We start from the raw sequence: 22,086 nt of genomic DNA on the forward strand, positions 1-22,086 counted from the left end.
GGACGCAAGGCCCCTCTTTCAAGAAAATGAAGAAATTCGGAACGCGCCGGCGCCGCCCCGGTGCTGCCCTGCCTGTCCGGGATCAGGCGATCCTGGGGTCGAGATCGCCCGACTGGTAGCGGGCGGCCATGTCGGACAAGGTGACGATTTTCTTGATCCTGGATGCCTGGCCGGCGGTGTTGAAGGCCTCCAGACGCTCGATGCAGAGCTTCTGCATGGCATCGCGGGCCGGCTTGAGATATTTGCGCGGATCGAATTCGCCCGGATTCTCACTCAGGATCTTCCGGATCTGCCCGGTCATGGCCATGCGGTTGTCCGTGTCGATATTGACCTTGCGCACGCCGTTCTTGATGCCGCGCTGGATTTCCTCGACCGGCACGCCCCAGGTCTGCGGCATTTCCCCGCCATACCGGTTGATGATGTCCTGGAGATCCTGCGGCACGGAGGACGACCCGTGCATCACCAGATGGGTCTCGGGCAGGCGGCGGTGGATTTCCTCGATCACGTGCATGGCCAGAATGTCGCCGTCCGGCTTGCGGGTGAACTTGTAGGCGCCGTGGCTGGTGCCCATGGCGATCGCCAGGGCATCGACCTTCGTTTCCCTGACGAACTTGACCGCTTCTTCCGGGTCGGTCAGCAACTGGTCCTGGCTGAGCTTGCCTTCCGCGCCGTGGCCGTCTTCCTTGTCGCCCATGCCGGTTTCGAGAGAGCCGAGCACGCCAAGCTCGCCTTCCACGGAGATGCCGCCGAGATGGGCCATGTCGGTGACCGTTTTGGTGACGCCGACATTGTAGTCCCAGTCGGCCGGGGTCTTGCCGTCGCCTTCCAGGGAACCGTCCATCATGACCGACGTGAAGCCGGCCTGGATGGCGGTCATGCAGGTCTGCGGGGCATTGCCGTGGTCCAGATGAACGCAAACCGGGATGTGCGGGTAGATTTCGACGACCGCATCCATCATGTGCTTGAGCATGATGTCATTGGCGTAGGCGCGGGCACCGCGCGAGGCCTGGATGATCACCGGAGCATCGGTCTGATCCGCGGCCGCCATGATCGCCAGCGCCTGTTCCATGTTGTTGATGTTGAACGCCGGGACGCCGTAGTCGTGCTCAGCGGCGTGATCAAGCAACTGGCGAAGGGTAATGCGTGCCATTAAGTCTCTCCCGAGTGTCCGTATTCGTGTAGCCGTGGAAGCTAGCAAAAAATCGCGCGGCCGGTGTTGCTGTGCATCAATCCACGGTGGTTCTAGCAAGATTTTCGGACATGGAAAGAGGGCAGTGACCGCCTAAATCAATTTAAATACAAGGGTTTTCGTCAAATTCACAGGTAGAGATTAATTCGATCTGCGAATTAATTCAGGCGGATATCCCGAGAGACAGGCTGCTGCCCCGGCCTTGAACCGGGGCCCCTGCTCCGGAAGGGACAGGTCCCGGCGCAAGGCCGGGACGGCGTGGAAAGCAAGGCGGCCGGGCGAGGGAAAGCGGCCGAGGAGCCGGCCGGCTTGCCGCCTGCGCCTATCAGGCTTCCAGTGCTTTCACGCCCGGCAGGTCCTTGCCTTCCAGCCATTCCAGGAAGGCGCCGCCGGCGGTGGAGACGTAGGAAAAGTCGTCTGCCGCCCCGGCGTGGTTCAGGGCCGCGACCGTGTCGCCGCCACCGGCGACGGAATTGAGTTTGCCGGCCTTCGTGTTTTCGGCTGCGTGCTGCGCCGCGGCGACGGTGGCCTTGTCGAAGGGGGCGATTTCAAAGGCACCGAGGGGGCCGTTCCAGACCAGCGTTCTTGCGGTGTCGATCCTGGCCCTGACGGTGTCGATGGACGCTGCCCCGACGTCCAGGATCATGGCGTCTTGCGGAATGGCATCGAGGGAAACGGTCTCGTTGGCGGCGCCCGCCTTGAATTCCCGGGCGACGACGGCGTCGACGGGCAGCACGATTTCGCAACCGGCCTTGTCGGCCGCGGCCATGATCGTCTTCGCGGTCTCCGAAAGGTCATGCTCGCACAGGGACTTGCCGACGTTGATGCCCTTGGCGGCGAGGAACGTGTTGGCCATGCCGCCGCCGATCACCAGCATGTCGACCCGGGTGACGAGGTTCTCCAGAAGATCGATCTTCGAAGAAACCTTGGCGCCGCCGACAACCGCCAGGACCGGGCGGACCGGTGCGCCGAGCGCCGAGCCGAGGGCTTCGAGTTCGGCCTGCATGGTCCGGCCGGCATAGGCCGGCAGAAGCTTCGCGATGCCTTCTGTGGAGCCGTGGGCCCGGTGGGCGGCGGAAAAGGCGTCGTTGACATAGATGTCGCCATTGGAGGCCAGCGCTGTTGCGAAGTCCGGGTCGTTCTTTTCCTCGCCCTTGTGATAGCGGGTGTTTTCCAGAAGGAGCACATCGCCGCCGGCCATGGCCGCTACTGCATCGGCGGCAGGCTGGCCGATGCAATCGTCGGCGAAGGCAACCGGCTTGCCGAGCAGGGCGGCAACGGCCGGGGCAACCGGGGCAAGGGACATGTCCGCAACGCGTTCGCCCTTGGGGCGGCCGAAATGGGCGAGCAGGATCACTTTCGAACCCTTGCCGGACAGCTCGGTGATGGTCGGCAGAATACGTTCGATGCGCGTGGTGTCGCTCACCTTGCCGCCGCTCATCGGAACATTCAGGTCGACACGCACCAGAACGCGTTTGCCGGCGATGTCAGTCAGGTCATCGAGTGTTTTGAAAGCCATGGAAACACCTGTTGTCAGGAACGGGACGAATTGGTTGAGACGGCGATGCCGATGCCGAACAGGGTCAGCAGAACACCGAAGGAGCGCTCAATCCAGAGTTTGAGGCGCATGAACCGGAGCCGGACGGCGGGCAGGGTGAAGAACAGGGTCACCAGCACGAACCACAAGAACACGCCGCTCGCCATGATCACGCCATAGCCGATCTGGGTCCAGAGCGGGGTTGCCGGGGATGTGACCTGCAGGAACACCGAGAGCGCGAACATGGTGGCCTTGGGGTTGGTCACATTTGTGAAAAAGCCCCACCGCAGCGCCTTCAGCGGCGGCATGCCGGTGAGCGCATCTTCAGCGGGCATTTCCCGCGAGGCGGTCCGGTACATGGTCACGCCGAGGAAGATCAGATAGGCGGCGCCGATCAGCTTGAGCGCGTTGAACAGGAAAATGGACTGGGACACGATCAGACCGATGCCGGCCAGGGCGTAGGTGACGTGCACGCCAAGCGCCAGGGCGATGCCGAGTGCGGTCATGATGCCGGCAAGTCGGCCGCCGATCAGCGCGTTGCGCAGGACCACGGCGAAGTCCGGCCCCGGCACGACCGCGACGACAACGGTCAGGGAAATGACAGTGAGAAGCTCGAGCACGAAGTCTCCGATGTTCTGGAAGCAGGCTGATCAGCGGTCCGGGGGCGTTTCGAGGTTCTTCATGATCTCGGCCCTGGTCTTGTCGACATCCGGTTGCCAATGGCGATGGCTCCGGTTCTTGGTGCGCTCGATGGATCGATCGAGGACATAAAAGCCGACGCCCAGGAGGACGACAAACCCGAATATCATGGCCAACGAAGTCATGCTTTCCTCCGGCCCGCTCGCAATGAAAGGGCGGATGCAGCTCTGCCGCAACCGCCCTTGAGGTCAACAGGGATGTTCGGTCATCCGACCCATCAGATCAGCTTTGCCATCGCGATGGCGGTGTCGGCCATACGGTTGGAAAAGCCCCACTCGTTGTCGTACCAGGACAGGATGCGCACGAAGGTGCCGTCCAGAACCTTGGTCTGATCGGTGTGGAACACGGACGAATGGCTGTCGTGGTTGAAGTCCATGGAGACCAGCTTGTCGTCGGTGTAGCCGAGGATGCCCTTCAGCTTGCCGTCGGCCGCGCTCCGGATCGCGGCGTTGATTTCCTCAACGGTGGTCTCGCGGCTGGCGATGAAGTTGAGGTCGACCACCGAGACGTTCGGGGTCGGGACGCGGATGGCGACACCGTCCAGCTTGCCGTTCAGTTCCGGCAGCACCAGACCGACGGCCTTGGCGGCGCCGGTCGAGGTCGGGATCATCGACATCGCCGCTGCGCGGGCGCGGTAGAGATCCTTGTGCATGGTGTCCAGCGTCGGCTGGTCGCCGGTGTAGGAATGGATCGTCGTCATGAAGCCCTTTTCGATGCCGATGGCCTCATTGAGGACATAAGCGACCGGAGCCAGGCAGTTGGTGGTGCAGGAGGCGTTGGAGACCACCAGGTCGCCGGCCGTCAGCGCGTCGTCGTTGACACCGTAGACGATGGTCTTGTCGGCACCGGCTGCGGGGGCGGAAACCAGGACGCGCTTGGCGCCGGCTTCCAGGTGCAGGGACGCCTTGTCCTTGGCGGTGAAGATGCCGGTGCATTCCAGCGCGACTTCGACGCCAAGTTCGCCCCAGGGCAGGTCCTTCGGGTCCCGGATCGCGGTGACCTTGATCGGCTTGCCGCCGTCGACGGAGATGGCGTCACCGTCCACCGTGACCGTGGCCGGGAACCTGCCGTGAACGCTGTCGTAGCGCAGCAGATGCGCGTTGGTTTCCACCGGACCGAGATCGTTGATCGCGACGACCTCGATGTCGGTGCGGCCCGATTCGACGATGGCGCGCAGAACATTGCGGCCGATGCGTCCAAATCCGTTGATTGCTACCTTGGTTACCATAGTCCACTCCCGCAATCTTCGGCGTGCCGTCGCAGGCTCCCGCCGATCTGAAAACCACATGCCGTGGTGTTTTTAAGAGCACACCCGTGCCCGGGGTCCGGCAACATAAAAGGAAATCATGCTGCCGGGTATTGATCTCGATTAAGCTTCGAGCCTTTCCTTCGCAGCCGCCACGACGGCTTCGCTGGTGATGCCGAAATGTTCGTAGAGCTCCTTGTAGGGAGCGCTTGCACCAAAGCCGGTCATGCCGACAAAGGCGCCGTCGTTGCCGATGAAGCGGTCCCAGCCCATGCGGATGCCGGCTTCCACCGCGATCTTGACCGGGCTGGTGCCGATGACGTCTGCCTTGTAGTCGTCGGACTGGGCCTCGAACAGTTCGAAGGACGGAACGGAAACGACCCGTGCCGCGATACCCGCCTCGGTGAGAGCCGCGTGGGCATTCACGGCGATCTCGACCTCGGAGCCCGAAGCGAAGATCGTGACGGCGGCATCCTCGTCGCTGTCGATGAGGGCATAGGCGCCCCTGGCGCACAGATTGTCTTCCTCGAAGGTCTTGCGCAGCGACGGCAGGTTCTGGCGGGTAAGGGCCAGGACCGACGGGCCGGCGCGGTTTTCCAGGGACAGCTGCCAGCATTCCAGCGTCTCGGTGATGTCGCCCGGACGGAAGAAGGTCAGATTCGGGATCGCCCTGAGGGCGGCGAAATGCTCGACCGGCTGGTGGGTCGGGCCGTCTTCGCCGAGGCCGATCGAATCATGGGTCATCACGTGAATGACCCGCTGGCCCATCAGTGCGGCAAGGCGGATCGACGGGCGGCAGTAGTCGGAGAAGATCAGGAAGCCGCCGGAATAGGGAATAAGGCCGCCATGCAGGGCGATGCCGTTCATGGCCGCAGCCATGCCGTGCTCGCGAATGCCGTAGTGGATGTAACGGCCGGAGAAGTCGTCCGGCGTGACCGGCAATGTCTGTTTGGTCTTGGTGTTGTTCGAACCGGTCAGATCCGCGGACCCGCCGATGGTTTCCGGCACGACCTCGTTGATGACACCCAGCACGGCCTCGGAGGCCTTTCGGGTCGCCATGGTCGGCTGGTCTTCGGCGAGTTTCTTCTTGTAGTCCATCATGGCCGTGGCATAGGCCGCCGGAAGATCGCCGCGGTTCCGGCGTTCGAACTCGGCCCGGGTTTCCGCGTCGGCCTCGGCGAAGCGCTTCTGCCAGTCCTTGTGGGCGTGGGCGGATCTGAGGCCGGCGATGCGCCAGGCGTCCAGGATCTCGCTCGGAACCTCGAAGGGTTCGTATGGCCAGTTGAGCGCCGCGCGGGTGCCGGAGATTTCCTCGGCGCCGAGCGGGGCGCCGTGGACCTTGGCCGTACCGGACTTGGTCGGGGCGCCGAAGCCGATGGTGGTCTTGGCGGCGATCAGCGTCGGCCGGTCGCTTGCCTGGGCCTGTCGGATGGTGGCGGAAATCGCAACCGGATCATGGCCGTCGACGCTGAGTGTGTTCCAGCCCGATGCGGCGAAACGAGCCAGCTGATCGGTGCTGTCGGTGAGGTCGACCTTGCCGTCGATGGAAATGCCGTTGTCGTCCCAGATGACGATCAGCTTGTTCAGCTTCAGGTGCCCGGCCATGGACAGGGCTTCCTGGCTGATGCCTTCCATGAGGCAGCCGTCGCCGGCCAGCACATAGGTGTAGTGATCGACCAGCTTCTCGCTGAAGCGCGCCGACTGGAGCCGTTCGGCGATGGCCATGCCGACGGCATTGCCGAGCCCCTGGCCGAGCGGGCCGGTGGTCGTCTCGATGCCGGCGCCGTGGCCGTATTCCGGATGGCCGGCGGTGCGCGAACCGAGCTGGCGGAAGTTCTTGATCTCGTCGAGCGAGAAGTCCTCGTAGCCGAGAAGATACAGCAGGCTGTAAAGCAGCATGGAGCCGTGACCGGCGGACAGGACGAACCGGTCGCGGTCGGCCCAGTTCGGGGCGGTCGGGTCGAATTTCAGGAACTCGGTGAACAGCACTGTCGCGATATCCGCAGCGCCCATTGGCAGCCCGGGATGACCGGACTTGGCCTTTTCGACCGCATCGATGGCAAGGAAGCGGATCGCATTTGCCATGCGCTGGTGTTTATCAAGATCGGTCATCTTCTTCCCGTTGCTTGCTTTGAAGCCTCCCCTGGCCAGGGCGGAGCGCCCGGCAAGGCAAATTTGAGGTACGTTGCTCAAAAGTTAACTGTCGTCAGTTTCGATCAGGCGCCAGACAAATATCAGGAACCGTCAACGAGTCAACAAAGCTGGTTGGGGACGTGAACGGGCGGCATCGGCAGAAAAATATCCGGCGAGGGGTTACAGAGTTGAGGATTCTGCCGAAGGCGGCATTGACTGGAAGAAGTTGCGGTGCCTAAGCTTGATCGCCTGATAAAGATTTGCTTTTTCGTCGTTGGACATGCGCCGTGAAGCTTCGTTCTGTTTGTGTTTTGTTTATGCAGCGGTTGCGGAGTTTGAAACGGCGGCTCTCCGGCAGGATGTTTGAAAGGCCAGTCTGATATTTGAAAGGAATGCGCGGACCGCCGCAAAAAAACACTTGGGACAATGAAATTTATGGCGGATGTCGACTGCATTGAAAAAACCAGCCTCACCGACGCGGTCAGGCGCCTGGATCAGGCGGTCGGCCATCTGGAAACCTCCATTCAGCGCAGAATGGACGCCGACCGGTCGCTGAACGCTCTCCAGGACGACCTGCAAAGACTGGGCGAGGACCGCTCCCAGCTCGCCGTGACACTGGATGAAAGCGAAGCGCGTGCGTCCCGGCTCGAAGAGGCCAACAAGGATGTTTCCAGGCGGCTTGTGTCGGCCATGGAAACCATTCGCAGCGTGCTCGACGCGCACGGAGGCTGATTTCTCATGGCGCAGATCACGGTCACCATCAACGGCAAATCCTTCCGCATGGCATGCGACGACGGCGAGGAGGAGCGGCTTACCGGGCTGGCCGCGCGATTCGACAACTGGATCTCGGACCTTCGGGGCTCGTTCGGCGAGATCGGCGACCAGCGGCTCACGGTCATGGCGGGCATCATGGCAACCGACCAGGTCTCCGAACTGGAGCGCAAGGTTGCCAGACTGGAAGGGGAACTGGCCGATGCACAAAACCAGCAAGTGGCTGCCCTGGACGACATGAGCCAGAACGAGGAACAGCTCTCCCGGGCTGTCAACACGGCCGCCGCGCGAATCGAAAGCCTCGCCGACAGCCTTTCCAAGAGCCTCAGGAACCCCGATGTTTCCTGAAACCGGGCCGACGCGCCGGGGTTTTTCCCAATTCGTTTGCGATGAAATCCGGGCCGCTCTGGAAATTGCGCCCACATCCGACTATATGCGGTAGCTGCGGCTGCCCGACACGTCAGGACCATTATCCCCGGGGCCTTACGCATTCCTAAGGGAGCTGTCCCTGCTTTGGGCCGTGGTCCTCGGCATACGGCGCCCACCTACATTGTAGGTTCTCCGGGATTGCAGATCCAACGATCGGGCGGCTGCGCTTCTGATTTTTCCGCTTCACTGGTCGATGTATTTGTCGTCGATATCACTGTCGTCGCGGGTCTGGTTTTATGGCCCGGTTGTTGAGGTCCCATGATCGACCTGTCTTCTCCTGCCACTGAAAAAAACGTTCTCCGCAAGCAGGCGCTCGCCAAACGGGCGGCAATGGGCGAACTCGAGCGGATCGAAAAAAGTCTCGCGCTGGCAGATCATGCCGGCACCCTGCCGATCCCGGCAGGCGCCATTGTCTCGGGATTCTGGCCCATCCGCGACGAGATCGACCCGAGACCGCTGTTGGACAGTCTGCGCCGGAAAGGCCATCCGCTGTGCCTGCCGGTCGTCGCCGACCCTCACCTGGTGTTCAGAACGATGGAGCCCGGCGCCGAGCTTGTCGACGCCGGCTTCGGCACCGTCGCGCCGGGACCGGCAGCGGCCACCGTGCAGCCACGGGTCCTGCTGATGCCCCTGGCCGGGTTCGACGATGCGGGAAACCGGATCGGATACGGCAAGGGCCATTATGACACGGCGATCACCGCGCTGGAAAAGACGGGTCCTCTCCTGTGTATCGGACTGGCCTTTGCCGCGCAGGAGGTTGACCGCGTGCCGACGGAAGCGCATGACAAACCATTGGATGGAATTTTGACCGAACTTGGCTACCGGGCGTTCGGCTGAAAGGCAGCGAGGCCACGGCCGTTCGTTCAGTGAGGATTTGATGCGTATTCTGTTTCTGGGCGATCTCGTCGGGCGTGTGGGCCGGACCGCGGTGATTGAAAAGCTTCCTGAACTGGTGGAAGCCAACCAGCTTGATTTCGTGATCGTCAACGGCGAGAACGCGGCGTCCGGATTCGGGATCACCGAAGCCATTGTCCAGGATGTCCTGGACGCGGGCGCCGATGTGGTGACCACGGGCAACCATGCCTGGGACCAGCGCGATACGCTCGTCTATATCGAGCGGCAGGACAGGCTGCTCAGACCGGTCAACTATCCGGCCGGAACGCCGGGCCGGGGCGCGCATCTTTTTACCGCCCGCAACGGCGCGCAGGTCATGGTCGCGAATGTGATGGGGCGGGTCTACATGGATGCGCTGGACGATCCGTTCGCCGCCATCGACAAGGTGGTCGACAATTGTCCGCTCGGACAGGTCGCCGATGCCATCATCGTCGACATGCATGCGGAAGCGACCAGCGAAAAGCAGGCCATGGGCCATTTCCTGGACGGACGTGTCAGCCTCGTCGTCGGCACGCATACCCACGTCCCGACCGCCGATCACCAGGTTCTCGAAAACGGCACCGCCTATATGTCCGATGCGGGCATGTGCGGCGCCTATGACAGCGTTCTGGGCATGGACAAGGAGGAACCGGTCAACCGGTTCCAGCGCAAGATACCGGGCGGCAGGTTCACGCCGGCGACGGGCGAGGCGACCATCAGCGGCGTTGCCATCGAAACGGATGATCGGACCGGGCTGGCCGAGCGAATTGCCCCTGTCAGGATCGGCGGGCGGCTGGAGCCCGTGCTCCCGCAGTTCTGGCCCTCAGGCGGCTGAGCCGCGGGCCGTGAAATTCACAGATCTGGATTTTCCACGCCAACTTGCCTATAAGCGGCGCAGTTTTTCATCGAAATCATCCGCAGAGAACCGGAAAGAGCCATGGCAGGCCATTCAAAATTCAAGAACATCATGCACCGCAAGGGACGCCAGGACGCCGTCCGCTCCAAGATGTTCTCCAAGCTGTCCAAGGAAATCACCGTCGCCGCCAAGATGGGCGACCCGGACCCTGACGCCAATCCGCGCCTGCGCCTCGCCGTGCAGAACGCGAAGGGGCAGTCGATGCCCAAGGACAACATCCAGCGGGCGATCAACAAGTCGCAGACCGGGGATGCCGAGAACTACGAAGAAATCCGCTATGAGGGCTACGGTCCGGCAGGCATCGCCGTCGTGGTCGAGGCGCTGACCGACAACCGGAACCGCACCGCGTCCAACGTGCGCTCCTATTTTACCAAATGCGGCGGATCTCTCGGCGAGACCGGATCGGTGTCGTTCATGTTCGACCGGGTCGGAGAGGTCGTCTACAAGCCTGAAGCCGGTGAAGCGGAAGCCGTCCTGGAAGCGGCGATCGAGGCCGGTGCCGAAGACGTGCAATCCGACGAAAACGGTCATACGATCTACACGGCCTTTGAAGACCTCAACGAGGTTGCCAAGGCGCTGGAAGATGCCCTGGGCGAAGCCGAGTCGACCCGGATCATCTGGAAACCGCAGACCCTTACGCCGGTCAACGCGGACAAGGCCCAGACACTGATGAAACTCATCGACATGCTGGAAGACGACGACAACGTCCAGACCGTCTATTCCAACTTCAACGTCGACGAGGAAACCATGGCGGCGCTGGCGTCCTGACCGGACTAGAGGAATTGTGAATTGGAAACCCCGGTTCGGCCGGGGTTTTTTGTTTGTAATGCGGGACCCCCACTCCTAACCCCTCCCCACAAGGGGGAGGGGGACCGGCTCATCGTTTTCGGGATATCTCTGCCTTGTAGAGGCGTTGCGAAACCGGGGCCTTGACGACGGCACGGCACTATTCCCCTCCCCCTCGTGGGGAGGGGTTAGGGGTGGGGGAACAGCCTTGCCGCGTGTACAGGAGATGCAGCGATGTTCGATATCTACGACCTCACACAAAAGGATCCGAAGTCTCTCCAGGAGCGTGCGTTGAAGCTGGCGGAGGAGGCCGGGGAACTGGCGCAGGCGGTGCTCTCGGTCACGAAGGCGCCGGGCAGCGAATACAAGGCCCATTCGCTTGGCGATGTGCGCGAAGAGGCCGTGGACGCGGCCATCGTGGCGCTGAGCATTCTGGCGCAGGCGTCTTCGAGCCGCGAGGATTTCGATGCCGAGCTTGATCGCCTGATGGCTTTGAAATGCTCCAAGTGGCAGGAAAAACTAACGGAATAGGGGATCGAGCGCGGGCATGCTGGTGAGTGCGGCCAGGCCGATCAGCCCGTAGGCGAGCTTGCGGTAATGCGCGGGGCTGGCGACCTTGAAACCGTTCGAGCCGATATAGATTGCAAGGGCGTAGACCGGGATTGCGATCAACAAAAGGTGGAAGACCTGGAGCGTGAAAAAGCCGTTGAGGATATAGGCGGCAAAGGTGCCGATGCTGGCGAGCGCAAAAAATACGATCAGGTTGGCCCTGACGATGGCCGGTTCGCTGGCGCTGGAAAGCCAGAACGCGACAACCGGGGGGCCTGAGACCTGTGAAATCCCGCCGAGAACGCCGGCGACCGCGCCGATCCCGAAGGACACCGGCCGGGTGGGTTTTTTGTGGTAGCGCCAACCGGACACGAGCAGCAGCAGCAAGCCGGTGACGATGGCGAAGATGACCCAGCGCAGCAGCAGGGCATCGGTATTGGCCAGCAGCCATGCGCCGGAATGAACGAAAATCACCGCGCCCAGGACCGCAGGAAGCACCGTGGCCCAGTTGCACAGGCGCAGCGCCCGGACGACCAGCGGCAACGCCACGATGCCGTCTATGAACAGGAATGCGGCGGCTGCCGTCGATGGCAGCATCACGCTGGTCGCCACAGGCATGAAGATCATGCCGGCGCCGAAGCCGGCAAATCCGCGCACGCATCCGGCGACGAAGAGCACTGCGGCCAGGAACATCAGCAGGTTCGGCGGATAGGAACTGAAAATCTCGAACATGGAACTCACGGTGTGCGCATCGGGGAAAACGGCGAACGGGGGGAAGAAACAGCGAAATTTTATTGTGCGATGGGCGGAACGGCTCCCGGACAGCGGCTTCCGGGTCGAATTCGACAGGCTTCCTGCTGGTAAGCCGTGCTTTGGCTGGCGTCAACGATCAAGTTTTGTTACCGATTTGTTCCATGACACATGCGATTCGATTGCTGGGCATCGACCCCGGACTGCGGCGCACCGGCTGGGGCATGATCGAGGCGGCGGGCAACCGCCTGTCCTTCATCGCGTCCGGCACGGTCACTTCAGACAACAAGAAGAGCCTCGCCGAACGGCTGGTGCAGTTGCACGACGGCCTGAGCGAGGTCGTTCGCCTGCAGAATCCGATGGAAGCCGCGGTCGAACTCACCTTCGTCAACAAGGACGCCGGGGCGACGCTGAAGCTGGGCCAGGCGCGCGGGGTCGCGCTGCTGGTGCCTTCGCTCGCCGGCCTGCCGGTGGCCGAATACGCACCGAACCTGGTCAAGAAGACCGTGGTTGGTACGGGGCATGCGGAAAAGGACCAGATCCGGGCTATGGTGAAGGTGCTGATGCCGCGGGCCACATTCAATTCGGACGATGCCGCGGACGCGCTGGCGATCGCCATCTGCCACGCGCAGCACCGGGCGAGCACAGCGGCAAGACTGGCGGCAATGGGGGCGGCATGATCGGAAAACTCAAGGGCACGATCGACAGCTACGGCGAAGATCACGTCATTCTGGACGTTCACGGGGTCGGCTATCAGGTTCATTGCCCCTCCCGGATCCTTCAGGGGTTGCCGCGGGCAGGCGAGGCGGCGGTCCTGTTCATCGAGACCATTGTCCGCGAGGACATGATCCGGCTCTATGGTTTTTCAGCGGAAGCGGAGCGGGAATGGTTCCGCATGCTGATGACGGTGCAAGGCGTCGGTGCCAAGGTCGCGCTCGGCATCCTGGGCATCCTGAAGGCGAGCGAAGTGGCAAACGCCATCGCGCTCGGCGACAAGGCGTCGATCACCCGGGCCCCGGGTGTGGGCAAGCGGGTGGCGGAGCGAATTCTCGCGGAACTGAAAGACAAGGCGCCGAGCCTTGCGACCGTCGACGAGGGCACGATTTCGGTTTCGCAGACGGTGGCCGACAATGTCGCCGCGCGCCCGGTTGCCGAAGCAGTGTCCGCGCTGACCAATCTGGGCTACGCTCCCGCACAGGCAAGCGCGGCGGTCGCCAGGGCAATGCAGTCCGCGGGCGATGACGCGAAGACGGAAACACTGATCCGCCTCGGCCTTAAGGAACTCGCCGGATGATTGTATTTGCCTACGCAGTCCTTGCGATCGTTTTTGTCGCTCTCGGCATCGGCGGGATCATGTATCTCGATCACCGGTTCTCCCTGTCCGTGGGCGACCGGCCCTTTGCCATGAAGGGCAGGCGGATCGAGACCGACGATCCTTTCGTGCGCCGCCAGTACAGAAAATTCTATGCGATCAGGGTGGCTTACTCCGCCGCCCTGCTGGTGCTCCTGTTCGTGGTCGTAAGCCATGTCGGATGACAGCCGGATCGTGACGCCGGAAATCCGCGGCGATGAGATCGACAGCACCATGCGGCCGCAGGTGCTGGACGATTTTGTCGGCCAGGCCCAGGCCCGCGCCAATCTGAAGGTCTTCATCGGAGCGGCCAAGGCGCGCGGCGAGGCGCTCGATCATGTCCTGTTCGTCGGCCCGCCGGGCCTCGGCAAGACGACGCTTGCCCAGATCATGGCGCGCGAACTCGGCGTGAACTTCCGGGCCACCTCCGGGCCTGTGATCGCCAAGGCGGGCGACCTCGCCGCATTGCTTACCAACCTGGAAGAGCGGGACGTGCTTTTCATCGACGAGATCCACCGGCTCAGTCCGGCTGTCGAGGAAGTGCTTTATCCGGCCATGGAGGATTTCCAGCTCGATCTGATCATCGGCGAGGGGCCGGCGGCCCGGTCGGTGAAGATCGACCTGGCCAAGTTCACGCTTGTCGCGGCAACCACCCGGCTGGGTCTTCTGACCACGCCGCTCAGGGACCGGTTCGGCATTCCGGTCCGGTTGCAGTTCTATACGGTCGCGGAGCTGGAACACATCGTCAAACGGGGCGCGGCCATCCTGGGTATCGGTATCGCGGAGGATGGTGCCCGAGAGATCGCCAGGCGCTCGCGCGGAACACCGCGCATCGCGGGCCGCCTGCTGCGGCGGGTGCGGGACTTCGCGATTGTCGCGGGTATCGAACGCGTCGACCGGGCGCTGGCGGACAAGGCACTGTTGCAGCTGGAAGTCGACAGCGCCGGCCTGGACAGTCTCGACCGGCGCTATCTCACCCAGATCGCCACCAATTTCGGCGGCGGACCGGTCGGGATCGAGACGATTGCGGCAGCGCTGTCGGAGCCCAGAGACGCGATCGAGGAGATCGTCGAACCTTATCTGATCCAGAACGGTTTTCTGCAGAGGACGCCGCGCGGCCGGGTGCTGGCGCCGATGGCGTTCGAGCATCTCGGCCTGGCAGCGCCTGCCAGAGCGGACTTACGGCAGATAGGTCTGTTCCAGGATCCTGACTAGAGTTTCCTGCCTTCCATCTGACCCGTTTCGACCCCTTTGTCGAAAAGCAGAGACCGCCCAAAGGGCCGGCCTCGCAGACTGCTGACAAACTCAATTTCGTCATTCCGGCCGGTCTGCGGCGCAGTTGCATGGCCAGAGCCGGAAACCAGCGATTACTTCGCGCCGCAGGCGCGTCTTTAATAATGATTTCAGATGTTTGAATTGCTCCGGTGCTCGCCTCGCTCGCGCTGATGCGCCAGGTTCCGGATCAGTGCGCAGCTTCGCTGCACTTGTCCGGAATGACCAACTGGGAACCTGTCAACAAGCTGAGAGGCCGCCCAAAGGGACGGCCTCGTTGCCTCTGTTTCGGGTCGACGGTGAGCCGGGTTAAGGGTCAGGCCGCCTCGTTCGCGGAGTTTTCCTTGATGCCGGTCAGGAAGGTTCCGACACTCGAACGCAGTTCCCTGGCTTCCCGGTCAAGGCTTTGGGCGGCAGCATTGACCATGTCGGCGGCCTCGTTGGTAACGCCGGCGGCAGACGATACGCCGCCTATGTTGGCAGTCACTTCCTGCGTACCGGCGGCAGCCTGCTGGATGTTGCAGGCAATCTCGTTGGTGGCGACGCCCTGCTGCTCCACCGCAGCCGAAATTCCGCTGGTGATCTCGTTGATCTTGCTGATCGTGCCCGTGATGGCGCCGATGGCTTCGACCGCGTGACTGGTTTCGCCCTGAATGCTCGAAATATGCGAGGAAATCTCCTCCGTTGCCTTGGAGGTCTGTGTCGCCAGTTCCTTCACTTCGGCCGCGACAACCGCAAAGCCTTTGCCGGCCTCACCGGCACGGGCGGCCTCGATGGTGGCATTGAGTGCCAGCAGATTGGTCTGCTCGGCAATCGCCTGGATGAGCGTGACGACTTCACCGATCTTGGCGGCGGCTTCGGACAGGCCATGGATGCGTTCGTTCGTGGAGGAGGCCTGCTCGGTGGCCTGCGAGGCGATTTCGCTGGAAGCGGATACCTGGCGGCTGATTTCGGCAACCGACGCGGCGAGTTCCTCTGCGGCGGCTGCAACCGTCTCCGTGTTTGCGGAAGCGGTCGAGGCTGCGGACGCGACGGCTTCGCTCTGGTCCGTCGTCTGTTGGGCTCCCGAATTCAGATTGGTGGAGGCATGCTGCAGGCTTTCCACCGATCCGGTGATCGTGTTCAGCAGACCTGTGATCTGGATGTCGAATTTCGAGGAAAGATCCTGGATGTTGTCCGAGCGTTGCAGGTCCAGTTGCTGGCGTTCGTTCTGTTTGTGCTCCAGCTCCCGGCGTGCGTTTTCGTTGGCAACGAAGGTTTCCATGGTTTCCGCCATTTCGCCGATCTCGTCGCCGCGCCGCATGCCGGTGATTTCGACCGCGGTGTCGCCGTCAGCCAGTGTCTTCATGCTGCGTGTCAGGCCTTTCAGCGGCACAACGATGTTGCGGATCGTCGCGATCGCGATGATGCCGGCGATGATGCCGGCCACGGCCAGGAAGCCGAGCATCGTGCTGGCCTTGGTCCAGAAAGCTTTCGAGACGTCGTCAACATAAACGCCCGCAGCCGTTACCCAGCCCCAGGGTTCGAAGGCTGCCGACCAGGTGGACTTCGGGCTCAGCGCTTCCTCTCCCTTGCGGTTCCACGTGTAGGTCACGACGCCGCCGCCGTTGCGGGCAACCTCGATGATCTCACGCACATGGTACTTGCCGCTCTTGTCCTGCGAATCCCATGCGTTTGTTCCTTCGCTGGCCTTGTTGGCGCTGACCATGCGGGTTCCGTCATAGCTCTGAACGAAGGCGTAGTTGTTGCCGTCGAACTGGATCGCACGAACGACGTTGCGCGCCCACTCCTGGGCTTCTTCCCTGCTCAACTCTCCGGAAGTTTCCAGCTTGTGGAAATAATTCAGAACGGAGTTGGTGATCTCCACAACCGTCTGGGTTTTTGCAGTGCGTTCCCCGTAGAGGATCGATCGCAGCGACAAGAGATCATACGTGACGAGCGCAAGTGTGAAGACGGCCAGACTGACGACCGGGATCCAGATCTTGAATCCGATACGGAATTTATCGAGGAGCATGTCGAAGGTCCTAATGGTGATGGCGTTTTCATCATAATCAATTGATATTGTTAATTTAATTTGAACAGGAGGATAAATTCGGGCAATCGGTTGTCTGATTGAAATTTTCTTGTTCTTTGCTCGTTCTCATTGTCGGAAAAGCAGATATCTGATGTATGGTGTTAGTGAAAACTCCTGAAATTGAATGGAAATGCTCTTCTGTCATCAGATTTTTTTGGTCGGTTTTAAAACGTTGTTGTCAGTTTTTTTCGCAACTGCACAAGAGCTTCGGGGCTTCTTGAGGAAGGGCCGATACAACTGGGGGACCGGCACCTCACCTTGCCTGACCTGCCCGCCTGACCTGACTGCCGGATCTGGGTTTGCTCCGGGGGCGGGGTGGAGTAACGCAGGCTTTCACCGCGCCTGCCTCAAGTCGAAAACGGAGAACTATTTCAATTCCTGTAGGTTTTGTCATGGTCAACGCTGCCATTAAGTATTTATTCTTTCCTGTCGGCGTAGCGTCCCGTTAACCACGCGGGGGGATTCATGCGTAAGAGACTATCTTCTAAATTGGTGCTGATGTTTCTGGCAGGCGCGCTGACCATGTGCGTCGCCATTGTCACCGTGACATCGACGATTTCGCGGGATGTGGCCAACGGTCAGGCGGATGCCGGTTTGCAGAGCGCGACCAGGGCCAAGCAGAAGGTGCTGGAACTGGCGCTGGACCAGGTCACGACGAGCGCAACATTCTTCGTCTCGCTGGAAGAGGCCAAGGACAGTCTCATGAAGACCCTGGTCGGGTGGAAGAACCTGAAGGAGGGCCAGAAAGAGACCCTGCGGAAGATCTTCGTGACCGACAATCCGCATCCGGCGCATGAACGGCACCTGCTGGTCGAGCCGACCGAGTCCAACTACTACGTGAATAATCACAAGGCGGTCCATCCGATCTATCAGGACGTGGTCGGGCAGGGCCTGTTCTCCGATGCCGCGCTGACGAATCCCGACGGCTTCATCACCTATACCTACGGCAAGGGCGCGGAGTTTGCCTTTCATGTTGACGACACCGACATCAAGGGCCTGCCGATCCAGATTGCGCTCGGCAAGCTGTTCGATGCCTCCCGGGACGAGACGCTCGCCGCCGGACAGATCTTTTCTTCCGGTTTCATCGCGGGACAGGACGGCAAGGTCTCCCTGGTGCTGGCGGCGCCGGTTTTTTATCTCGACCGGTTTTTCGGCGCGGTCGCCTTTTCGGCCAACATGGAACGACTGGCGGCTCTGCTGAACGAACCGGCCGGACTGGGTGACAGCGAACAGGTGTTCCTGATGGAAGCCGGCGGCCAGCTCGCCGCTCTTGATGCCAGGGGAGATGCCGGCAGCCTGCATTCGCTCGAAAGCATTTCCGCGGGCGACAGCCAGATCGTGCTTGACGGCGACAACTACCGCTATGCCGAGGCTTCCGGCACATTCCAGGAAACGTCCTATGGTGTCGTGCAGGCGCTTCGGCAGACGGAGCTGTCGGCGGCGGCGGACCGTATCACCTTCGGTGCGATCCTTTCCGGCTTTCTCTGCCTGATCCCGATTGTCGGCCTGATCTGGTTCGTCACGCGGCGCATGTTCGCACCGCTGGAACGGCTGGCGGGCGCGGCGCGAAAGATCGCCGACGGCGATCTCGAGGTCGAGGTCGAGGCGACCGGGCGGCAGGACGAGATCGGGCGCATGGCGCGCTGCATCGAGGTCTTCAAGGACAATTCCGTCGAGCGCGAGCGCCTGGCGGCCGAGCGCAAGGTGGGGCACATCACCCGTATGGACCGGGAAAAACTGATCGATTCCCTGATCGCGGCGTTCCGGGCCGAGTCCCAGACCGTGCTCGAACTGGTGGAAACCAACATTGCCCGTGTCGAAGCGGTGTCCTCGTCGCTCAACGATCGGTCCGCTTCCGCTTCCGAACAGGGGCAGGCGGCCGTTTCCACTTCCGAAAACGCGTCCTCGAACGTGCAGGCGGTTGCCTCCGCGACCGAGGAACTGAATGCCTCCATCTCCGAAATCTCCCGGCAGGTCGAGACGACCGCCTCCATCGTGGAAAAGACCACGGAAGCGGCACAAAGCTCGAACTCCAAGATTTCCGGTCTTGAAGACGCCGCAAACAAGATCGGCGACGTGGTCTCGCTGATTTCCGAGATCGCCGAACAGACCAACCTGCTGGCTCTCAACGCGACCATCGAGGCGGCCCGGGCCGGCGATGCGGGCAAGGGCTTCGCTGTTGTTGCCTCCGAAGTGAAATCCCTGGCGGGTCAGACCGCCAAGGCCACCGAGGAAATCTCGACACAGATCGCCGCGATCCAGGCCTCCACCTCGGAAGCGGTAAAGGAGATCGCCCGGGTGTCGGACTCCGTCGAGGAGGTCAATTCCTATACGACGACCATCGCCAGTGCCGTCCAGGAGCAGGGATCGGCGACCAGCGAGATCTCGCGCAACGTGGCGGAGGCAGCCGACGGCACGCGCAGCGTCGCCGCGACGGTGGCTTCCCTCAACGAGGGCGTTGCCGAAAACTCGCAAGCGGTGGGCGACATGCTCACGGCGACGCTGGAGATGAAGCAGCAGGCAGAACAGTTGCGCGGCTCGGTCGAGAAATTCCTTTCCGAGGTTGCGGCGGCCTGATTGCGGCGATAGGTAGGACGAGGTGCCGTCCGGTCGGCTGACCGGGCGGCATTTTCTTGAACGGGAACAGGAGTTCATTGTGTCGGACTGGCCGGACCTTGCAGGCCGCCTCGAAGCGGGCGGACATGTTCTTCCCGTCAGGGTCTACTACGAGGACACCGATTTCACGGGCATCGTCTATCACGGCGCCTACGTGCGGTTCTTCGAGCGGGCCCGGTCCGATTTCCTGCGCCTGATCGGTATTCATCACAAGGAAATGGCATCCGGCAGCCATGGGGCCGTGCTGGCGTTTGCCGTGCGCTCGATGACGCTGGATTTTCAAAAGCCGGCCCGCATCGACGATGTTCTGGAGGTGCGCACCAGCCTTGCCGAATGCAAGGGCGCCCGTATCCGGCTCGATCAGCTGATCTACCGGGATGAAGAGCTTCTCGTATCGGCCGCGGTGACGATCGCCGTGATCACGATGGAAGGGCGTCCGGCCCGCCTGCCGAAGACACTGGCGGAAAAGCTTCTGGAGCATTCGCCCGGCGAATCTGGACGTGATTGAAAGCCCTTGCGGGTTTCTTTCGTGTCCGGGCCATTGACGCGGCCAAAAAATAACTTTCAATACAAAACACTGCGTTAATCTGGCAGTAACCTTAATTGATTCCTTTAGAGCGGGACTTCCTTTGGCTGGAAAAGTCCCAGTTTTGACAAAATCGAACGTCAGAGAGGCGGCTGGTCACATGAACCGGTCGATCGTTCCCGGTTCCTCGCTGCCGTTTTCGGAACCATGAACGCATCACAGCGACAGACGACCCAGGGGTCATTGAATTTATGGAAACACTCGTCCAATCGACATTGGCAACGCCGGACAGCGGCATTTCGTTCTTCTCGCTGTTCTGGCAGGCGCATATCGTCGTCAAGATCGTGATGGTCGGCCTGTTGGGCGCTTCTGTCTGGTGTTGGGCGATCGTCGTCGACAAGCTCATGCTGGTCGGCCGGACCCGGCGGCAGATGAACCGGTTCGAGACCGTGTTCTGGTCGGGCCAGTCTCTGGAAGAGCTCTACAACACGCTTCACAACCGCGTGAACCATTCCATGGCGGCGATCTTCGTGGCCGCGATGCGCGAATGGAAACGCAGCCACGAGGGCGCGCGTCCGGCCATCGGCAGTCTGCAGCAGCGGATCGACCGGGTCATGGACGTCACCATCCAGCGTGAGGCGGAGCTGCTTGAAAACCGGCTGCTGATCCTGGCGACGGTCGGGTCCGCCGCGCCCTTCATCGGCCTGTTCGGTACGGTCTGGGGCATCATGACGGCGTTTCAGGCGATCGCGGCGTCAGAAAGCACGAACCTTGCGGTTGTCGCACCGGGCATTGCGGAAGCATTGTTTGCGACCGCTCTCGGCCTGCTGGCCGCGATTCCGGCGGTGATTGCCTACAACAAGTTCAATTCGGACGTGGGCAAGGCGGTCGCGCGGATGGAAGGCTTTGCCGACGAATTCTCCGCCATCCTGTCCCGCCAGATCGACGAGAGGGCCTGACCATGGCCATGCAGGTCGGTTCCGGACAGTCTGGAGGGCGGCGCGGCCGCCGCAGGGCCAGACATGCGCCCATGAGCGAGATCAACGTGACCCCCTTCGTGGATGTCATGCTGGTTCTGCTGATCATCTTCATGGTCGCCGCTCCGCTGTTGACGGTCGGCGTTCCGATCGACTTGCCCGAAACCCGGGCCAAGGCGCTTGAAGGCGACACGGAGCCGATAACGATTTCGGTGAACTCGGCCGGAGAATTCTTCATACAGGACACGCCGATCACCATCGACGAGATCGTGCCGAAGCTGGAGGCGATCGCGGCCAACGGCTACGAGGAGCGCATCTATGTGCGCGGCGATCAGGATGCGGACTACGGGACCATGATGCAACTCATGGCCCGGATAAGCGCGGCCGGGTTCAAACGGCTCGGTCTGGTCACTCTGGAAGAACGGGACTCGTAACGCGTCATGCGCGCTGGTCTCATCGCGTCTCTGGCCGGTCATTCGGCAATCTTGCTCTGGGGCCTGATCGCCTTGCCGGACGCGGAGAGCTTTTCCGTTCCGCAAGTGGAATCCCTGCCGGTGGACCTGGTTCCGGTGGAGGAGTTCACCCGGCTCCGGATCGGCGAGAAGACCGCCGAAGTCAGGGAAGTGGCCGCGGTTCAGCCCAGCGAGACGCCTGCGGAAGATCCACCGCAGCCGGCGGACAAACCGGGCGAAAGCCAGGAGCAGCAGCCGACCCCGCCGACGCCATCGCCGACGCCGGCTCCCGTCCCGGAACCCGAGCCTGAACCGGTTGCGGAGCCGGAACCCGAGCCCGCGCCGGCCCCGGAACCGGCCCCCGCTGCCGAGGCGGTGCCGGCCGCCGAGCCGGAACCGGCGCCCGAGCCCGAGCCGCAGCAGGAGGCCGCCCCGGCACCGCAGCCGATCGTCACCAGCGTCGCGCCGAGGTCGAAGCCGACACCGCCGCGCCGGACGCCCGAGCCGCCCAGTGACGATTTCAACAGCAACCAGATCGCGGCGCTGCTCAACAAGGTGGAACCCGCGCAGCAGACGGGCCAGGCCTCCGAACAGCCAGCCTCTTTGGGTTCACGCACAGGCGCGCAGGATGTGCGCATGAGCCAGTCCGAACTCGACGCGCTGCGCGGTCAGGTGGCGCAATGCTGGAGCCCGCCGGTCGGGGCCGTCGGCGCGGATGAACTCAAGGTCCGGGTGCGCTTCAGCCTGTCGCAAAGCGGCGAGGTATCCAGCTCGCCGGAAATCCTCAACTCAAGCGGCAATCCGGCCTTCCGGGCCGCCGCGAGCAGCGCCGTTCGTGCGATCATGCGCTGTCAGCCATATTCTCTGCCAATTGCCAAGTATGACGCGTGGCAGGAAGTCATCATCAATTTCGACCCGAGAGAAATGCTCGGGGGATAGT

General features: G+C 62.1%; 23 protein-coding genes and 1 other RNA gene. 16 read left to right on the forward strand and 8 right to left on the reverse strand.

Translation table 11 applies throughout. From position 1 onward, the window contains the following. Positions 1 to 82 precede the first annotated feature (82 nt). From fba to tkt, 6 genes are all read right to left on the reverse strand, one after another. On the reverse strand, positions 83 to 1,150 hold the full coding sequence (gene fba / locus AC0VX3_RS06215) for a class II fructose-bisphosphate aldolase (protein ID WP_342893012.1): 1,068 nt from the start codon (positions 1,148 to 1,150) through the stop codon (positions 83 to 85). A gap of 364 nt (positions 1,151 to 1,514) precedes the next feature. Continuing rightward, entirely contained in the window at positions 1,515 to 2,708 is a 1,194-nt protein-coding gene (locus tag AC0VX3_RS06220; RefSeq protein ID WP_475523977.1) for a phosphoglycerate kinase, read from the reverse strand. A 14-nt stretch (positions 2,709 to 2,722) separates the two neighbouring features. Continuing rightward, on the reverse strand, positions 2,723 to 3,346 hold the full coding sequence (locus AC0VX3_RS06225) for a LysE family transporter (RefSeq protein WP_475523978.1): 624 nt from the start codon (positions 3,344 to 3,346) through the stop codon (positions 2,723 to 2,725). A 30-nt stretch (positions 3,347 to 3,376) separates the two neighbouring features. Continuing rightward, positions 3,377 to 3,550: a hypothetical protein gene (locus tag AC0VX3_RS06230; RefSeq protein ID WP_475523979.1), complete on the reverse strand. Its 174-nt coding sequence runs from the start codon at positions 3,548 to 3,550 to the stop codon at positions 3,377 to 3,379. A gap of 92 nt (positions 3,551 to 3,642) precedes the next feature. Further along, entirely contained in the window at positions 3,643 to 4,653 is a 1,011-nt protein-coding gene (gene gap, locus AC0VX3_RS06235) for a type I glyceraldehyde-3-phosphate dehydrogenase (protein WP_475523980.1), read from the reverse strand. A 141-nt stretch (positions 4,654 to 4,794) separates the two neighbouring features. Beyond that, the gene (tkt, locus tag AC0VX3_RS06240; protein ID WP_475523981.1) at positions 4,795 to 6,783 is read right to left on the reverse strand and encodes a transketolase; all 1,989 of its coding nucleotides are present in this window, start codon (positions 6,781 to 6,783) and stop codon (positions 4,795 to 4,797) included. Between the two features lie 456 nt (positions 6,784 to 7,239). Between tkt and AC0VX3_RS06245 the strand changes: the two genes are divergently transcribed. From AC0VX3_RS06245 to AC0VX3_RS06275, 7 genes are all read left to right on the forward strand, one after another. Further along, positions 7,240 to 7,536, forward strand: a complete 297-nt coding sequence (locus AC0VX3_RS06245; protein ID WP_342893006.1) for a DUF4164 domain-containing protein — start codon at positions 7,240 to 7,242, stop codon at positions 7,534 to 7,536. Positions 7,537 to 7,542: 6 nt separating this feature from the next. Beyond that, a complete protein-coding gene (locus tag AC0VX3_RS06250; RefSeq protein WP_342893005.1) occupies positions 7,543 to 7,923 on the forward strand; it encodes a cell division protein ZapA in 381 nt (126 codons plus the stop codon). A 94-nt stretch (positions 7,924 to 8,017) separates the two neighbouring features. Further along, a non-coding RNA gene (ssrS, locus tag AC0VX3_RS06255) (6S RNA) lies at positions 8,018 to 8,172 on the forward strand. Between the two features lie 90 nt (positions 8,173 to 8,262). Next, on the forward strand, positions 8,263 to 8,841 hold the full coding sequence (locus AC0VX3_RS06260) for a 5-formyltetrahydrofolate cyclo-ligase (RefSeq protein WP_475523982.1): 579 nt from the start codon (positions 8,263 to 8,265) through the stop codon (positions 8,839 to 8,841). A 40-nt stretch (positions 8,842 to 8,881) separates the two neighbouring features. Continuing rightward, positions 8,882 to 9,712, forward strand: a complete 831-nt coding sequence (locus AC0VX3_RS06265) for a TIGR00282 family metallophosphoesterase (protein ID WP_475523983.1) — start codon at positions 8,882 to 8,884, stop codon at positions 9,710 to 9,712. A 102-nt stretch (positions 9,713 to 9,814) separates the two neighbouring features. Then, a complete protein-coding gene (locus tag AC0VX3_RS06270; protein ID WP_475523984.1) occupies positions 9,815 to 10,561 on the forward strand; it encodes a YebC/PmpR family DNA-binding transcriptional regulator in 747 nt (248 codons plus the stop codon). A 252-nt stretch (positions 10,562 to 10,813) separates the two neighbouring features. Beyond that, positions 10,814 to 11,110: a MazG-like family protein gene (locus tag AC0VX3_RS06275; protein WP_475523985.1), complete on the forward strand. Its 297-nt coding sequence runs from the start codon at positions 10,814 to 10,816 to the stop codon at positions 11,108 to 11,110. Here the strand turns inward: AC0VX3_RS06275 and AC0VX3_RS06280 are convergent. After that, positions 11,099 to 11,860 (reverse strand): sulfite exporter TauE/SafE family protein, encoded by a 762-nt coding sequence (locus AC0VX3_RS06280; RefSeq protein ID WP_475523986.1) that lies wholly within the window; start codon positions 11,858 to 11,860, stop codon positions 11,099 to 11,101. The two genes, AC0VX3_RS06275 and AC0VX3_RS06280, sit on opposite strands and share 12 nt — an antisense overlap. Before the next feature lie 182 nt (positions 11,861 to 12,042). On the opposite strand from AC0VX3_RS06280, the gene ruvC reads away from it, so the two are divergent. The 4 genes from ruvC to ruvB are packed head-to-tail and all read left to right on the forward strand — an operon-like array spanning position 12,043 to position 14,444. Further along, positions 12,043 to 12,558, forward strand: coding sequence for a crossover junction endodeoxyribonuclease RuvC (gene ruvC / locus AC0VX3_RS06285; protein WP_475523987.1), 516 nt, complete (start codon positions 12,043 to 12,045; stop codon positions 12,556 to 12,558). Continuing rightward, positions 12,555 to 13,172, forward strand: coding sequence for a Holliday junction branch migration protein RuvA (gene ruvA, locus AC0VX3_RS06290; protein WP_475523988.1), 618 nt, complete (start codon positions 12,555 to 12,557; stop codon positions 13,170 to 13,172). Before ruvC ends, ruvA begins: the two co-directional genes overlap by 4 nt. Continuing rightward, positions 13,169 to 13,414, forward strand: a complete 246-nt coding sequence (locus tag AC0VX3_RS06295; RefSeq protein ID WP_342892997.1) for an endonuclease — start codon at positions 13,169 to 13,171, stop codon at positions 13,412 to 13,414. The genes ruvA and AC0VX3_RS06295 overlap by 4 nt, the downstream gene beginning before the upstream one ends. Continuing rightward, positions 13,404 to 14,444, forward strand: coding sequence for a Holliday junction branch migration DNA helicase RuvB (ruvB, locus tag AC0VX3_RS06300; RefSeq protein ID WP_342892996.1), 1,041 nt, complete (start codon positions 13,404 to 13,406; stop codon positions 14,442 to 14,444). Before AC0VX3_RS06295 ends, ruvB begins: the two co-directional genes overlap by 11 nt. Positions 14,445 to 14,817: 373 nt before the next feature. Here ruvB and AC0VX3_RS06305 read toward each other — a convergent pair whose 3' ends face one another. After that, positions 14,818 to 16,515, reverse strand: a complete 1,698-nt coding sequence (locus tag AC0VX3_RS06305) for a methyl-accepting chemotaxis protein (protein WP_475523989.1) — start codon at positions 16,513 to 16,515, stop codon at positions 14,818 to 14,820. 525 nt (positions 16,516 to 17,040) lie between these two features. Between AC0VX3_RS06305 and AC0VX3_RS06310 the strand changes: the two genes are divergently transcribed. From AC0VX3_RS06310 to AC0VX3_RS06330, 5 genes are all read left to right on the forward strand, one after another. Beyond that, positions 17,041 to 19,152: a methyl-accepting chemotaxis protein gene (locus AC0VX3_RS06310; protein ID WP_475523990.1), complete on the forward strand. Its 2,112-nt coding sequence runs from the start codon at positions 17,041 to 17,043 to the stop codon at positions 19,150 to 19,152. 79 nt (positions 19,153 to 19,231) lie between these two features. Continuing rightward, positions 19,232 to 19,699, forward strand: a complete 468-nt coding sequence (gene ybgC, locus AC0VX3_RS06315; RefSeq protein WP_475523991.1) for a tol-pal system-associated acyl-CoA thioesterase — start codon at positions 19,232 to 19,234, stop codon at positions 19,697 to 19,699. A 269-nt stretch (positions 19,700 to 19,968) separates the two neighbouring features. Continuing rightward, complete coding sequence (gene tolQ / locus AC0VX3_RS06320) at positions 19,969 to 20,676, forward strand: protein TolQ (RefSeq protein WP_475523992.1); 708 nt, start codon at positions 19,969 to 19,971, stop codon at positions 20,674 to 20,676. Positions 20,677 to 20,678: 2 nt separating this feature from the next. Next, positions 20,679 to 21,128, forward strand: coding sequence for a protein TolR (tolR, locus tag AC0VX3_RS06325; RefSeq protein WP_348151850.1), 450 nt, complete (start codon positions 20,679 to 20,681; stop codon positions 21,126 to 21,128). Between the two features lie 6 nt (positions 21,129 to 21,134). After that, complete coding sequence (locus AC0VX3_RS06330; protein ID WP_475523993.1) at positions 21,135 to 22,085, forward strand: energy transducer TonB; 951 nt, start codon at positions 21,135 to 21,137, stop codon at positions 22,083 to 22,085. Position 22,086 lies beyond the last annotated feature (1 nt).

It is taken from the genome of Roseibium sp. QJM3NY_11 (assembly GCF_056173175.1).

Bases quoted from the DNA above. Each gene is read 5' to 3' on its own strand.
- AC0VX3_RS06250 (WP_342893005.1), top strand. From the start codon at position 7,543: ATGGCGCAGATCACGGTCACCATCAACGGCAAATCCTTCCGCATGGCA.
- AC0VX3_RS06330 (WP_475523993.1), top strand. From the start codon at position 21,135: ATGCGCGCTGGTCTCATCGCGTCTCTGGCCGGTCATTCGGCAATCTTG.
- AC0VX3_RS06280 (WP_475523986.1), bottom strand. From the start codon at position 11,860: ATGTTCGAGATTTTCAGTTCCTATCCGCCGAACCTGCTGATGTTCCTG.
- tolR (WP_348151850.1), top strand. From the start codon at position 20,679: ATGGCCATGCAGGTCGGTTCCGGACAGTCTGGAGGGCGGCGCGGCCGC.
- AC0VX3_RS06245 (WP_342893006.1), top strand. From the start codon at position 7,240: ATGGCGGATGTCGACTGCATTGAAAAAACCAGCCTCACCGACGCGGTC.
- AC0VX3_RS06230 (WP_475523979.1), bottom strand. From the start codon at position 3,550: ATGACTTCGTTGGCCATGATATTCGGGTTTGTCGTCCTCCTGGGCGTC.
- AC0VX3_RS06270 (WP_475523984.1), top strand. From the start codon at position 9,815: ATGGCAGGCCATTCAAAATTCAAGAACATCATGCACCGCAAGGGACGC.
- AC0VX3_RS06220 (WP_475523977.1), bottom strand. From the start codon at position 2,708: ATGGCTTTCAAAACACTCGATGACCTGACTGACATCGCCGGCAAACGC.
- AC0VX3_RS06295 (WP_342892997.1), top strand. From the start codon at position 13,169: ATGATTGTATTTGCCTACGCAGTCCTTGCGATCGTTTTTGTCGCTCTC.
- ruvB (WP_342892996.1), top strand. From the start codon at position 13,404: ATGTCGGATGACAGCCGGATCGTGACGCCGGAAATCCGCGGCGATGAG.
- AC0VX3_RS06260 (WP_475523982.1), top strand. From the start codon at position 8,263: ATGATCGACCTGTCTTCTCCTGCCACTGAAAAAAACGTTCTCCGCAAG.
- AC0VX3_RS06305 (WP_475523989.1), bottom strand. From the start codon at position 16,515: ATGCTCCTCGATAAATTCCGTATCGGATTCAAGATCTGGATCCCGGTC.
- ruvC (WP_475523987.1), top strand. From the start codon at position 12,043: ATGACACATGCGATTCGATTGCTGGGCATCGACCCCGGACTGCGGCGC.
- AC0VX3_RS06310 (WP_475523990.1), top strand. From the start codon at position 17,041: ATGCGTAAGAGACTATCTTCTAAATTGGTGCTGATGTTTCTGGCAGGC.
- tkt (WP_475523981.1), bottom strand. From the start codon at position 6,783: ATGACCGATCTTGATAAACACCAGCGCATGGCAAATGCGATCCGCTTC.
- AC0VX3_RS06275 (WP_475523985.1), top strand. From the start codon at position 10,814: ATGTTCGATATCTACGACCTCACACAAAAGGATCCGAAGTCTCTCCAG.
- fba (WP_342893012.1), bottom strand. From the start codon at position 1,150: ATGGCACGCATTACCCTTCGCCAGTTGCTTGATCACGCCGCTGAGCAC.
- AC0VX3_RS06265 (WP_475523983.1), top strand. From the start codon at position 8,882: ATGCGTATTCTGTTTCTGGGCGATCTCGTCGGGCGTGTGGGCCGGACC.
- gap (WP_475523980.1), bottom strand. From the start codon at position 4,653: ATGGTAACCAAGGTAGCAATCAACGGATTTGGACGCATCGGCCGCAAT.
- tolQ (WP_475523992.1), top strand. From the start codon at position 19,969: ATGGAAACACTCGTCCAATCGACATTGGCAACGCCGGACAGCGGCATT.
- ruvA (WP_475523988.1), top strand. From the start codon at position 12,555: ATGATCGGAAAACTCAAGGGCACGATCGACAGCTACGGCGAAGATCAC.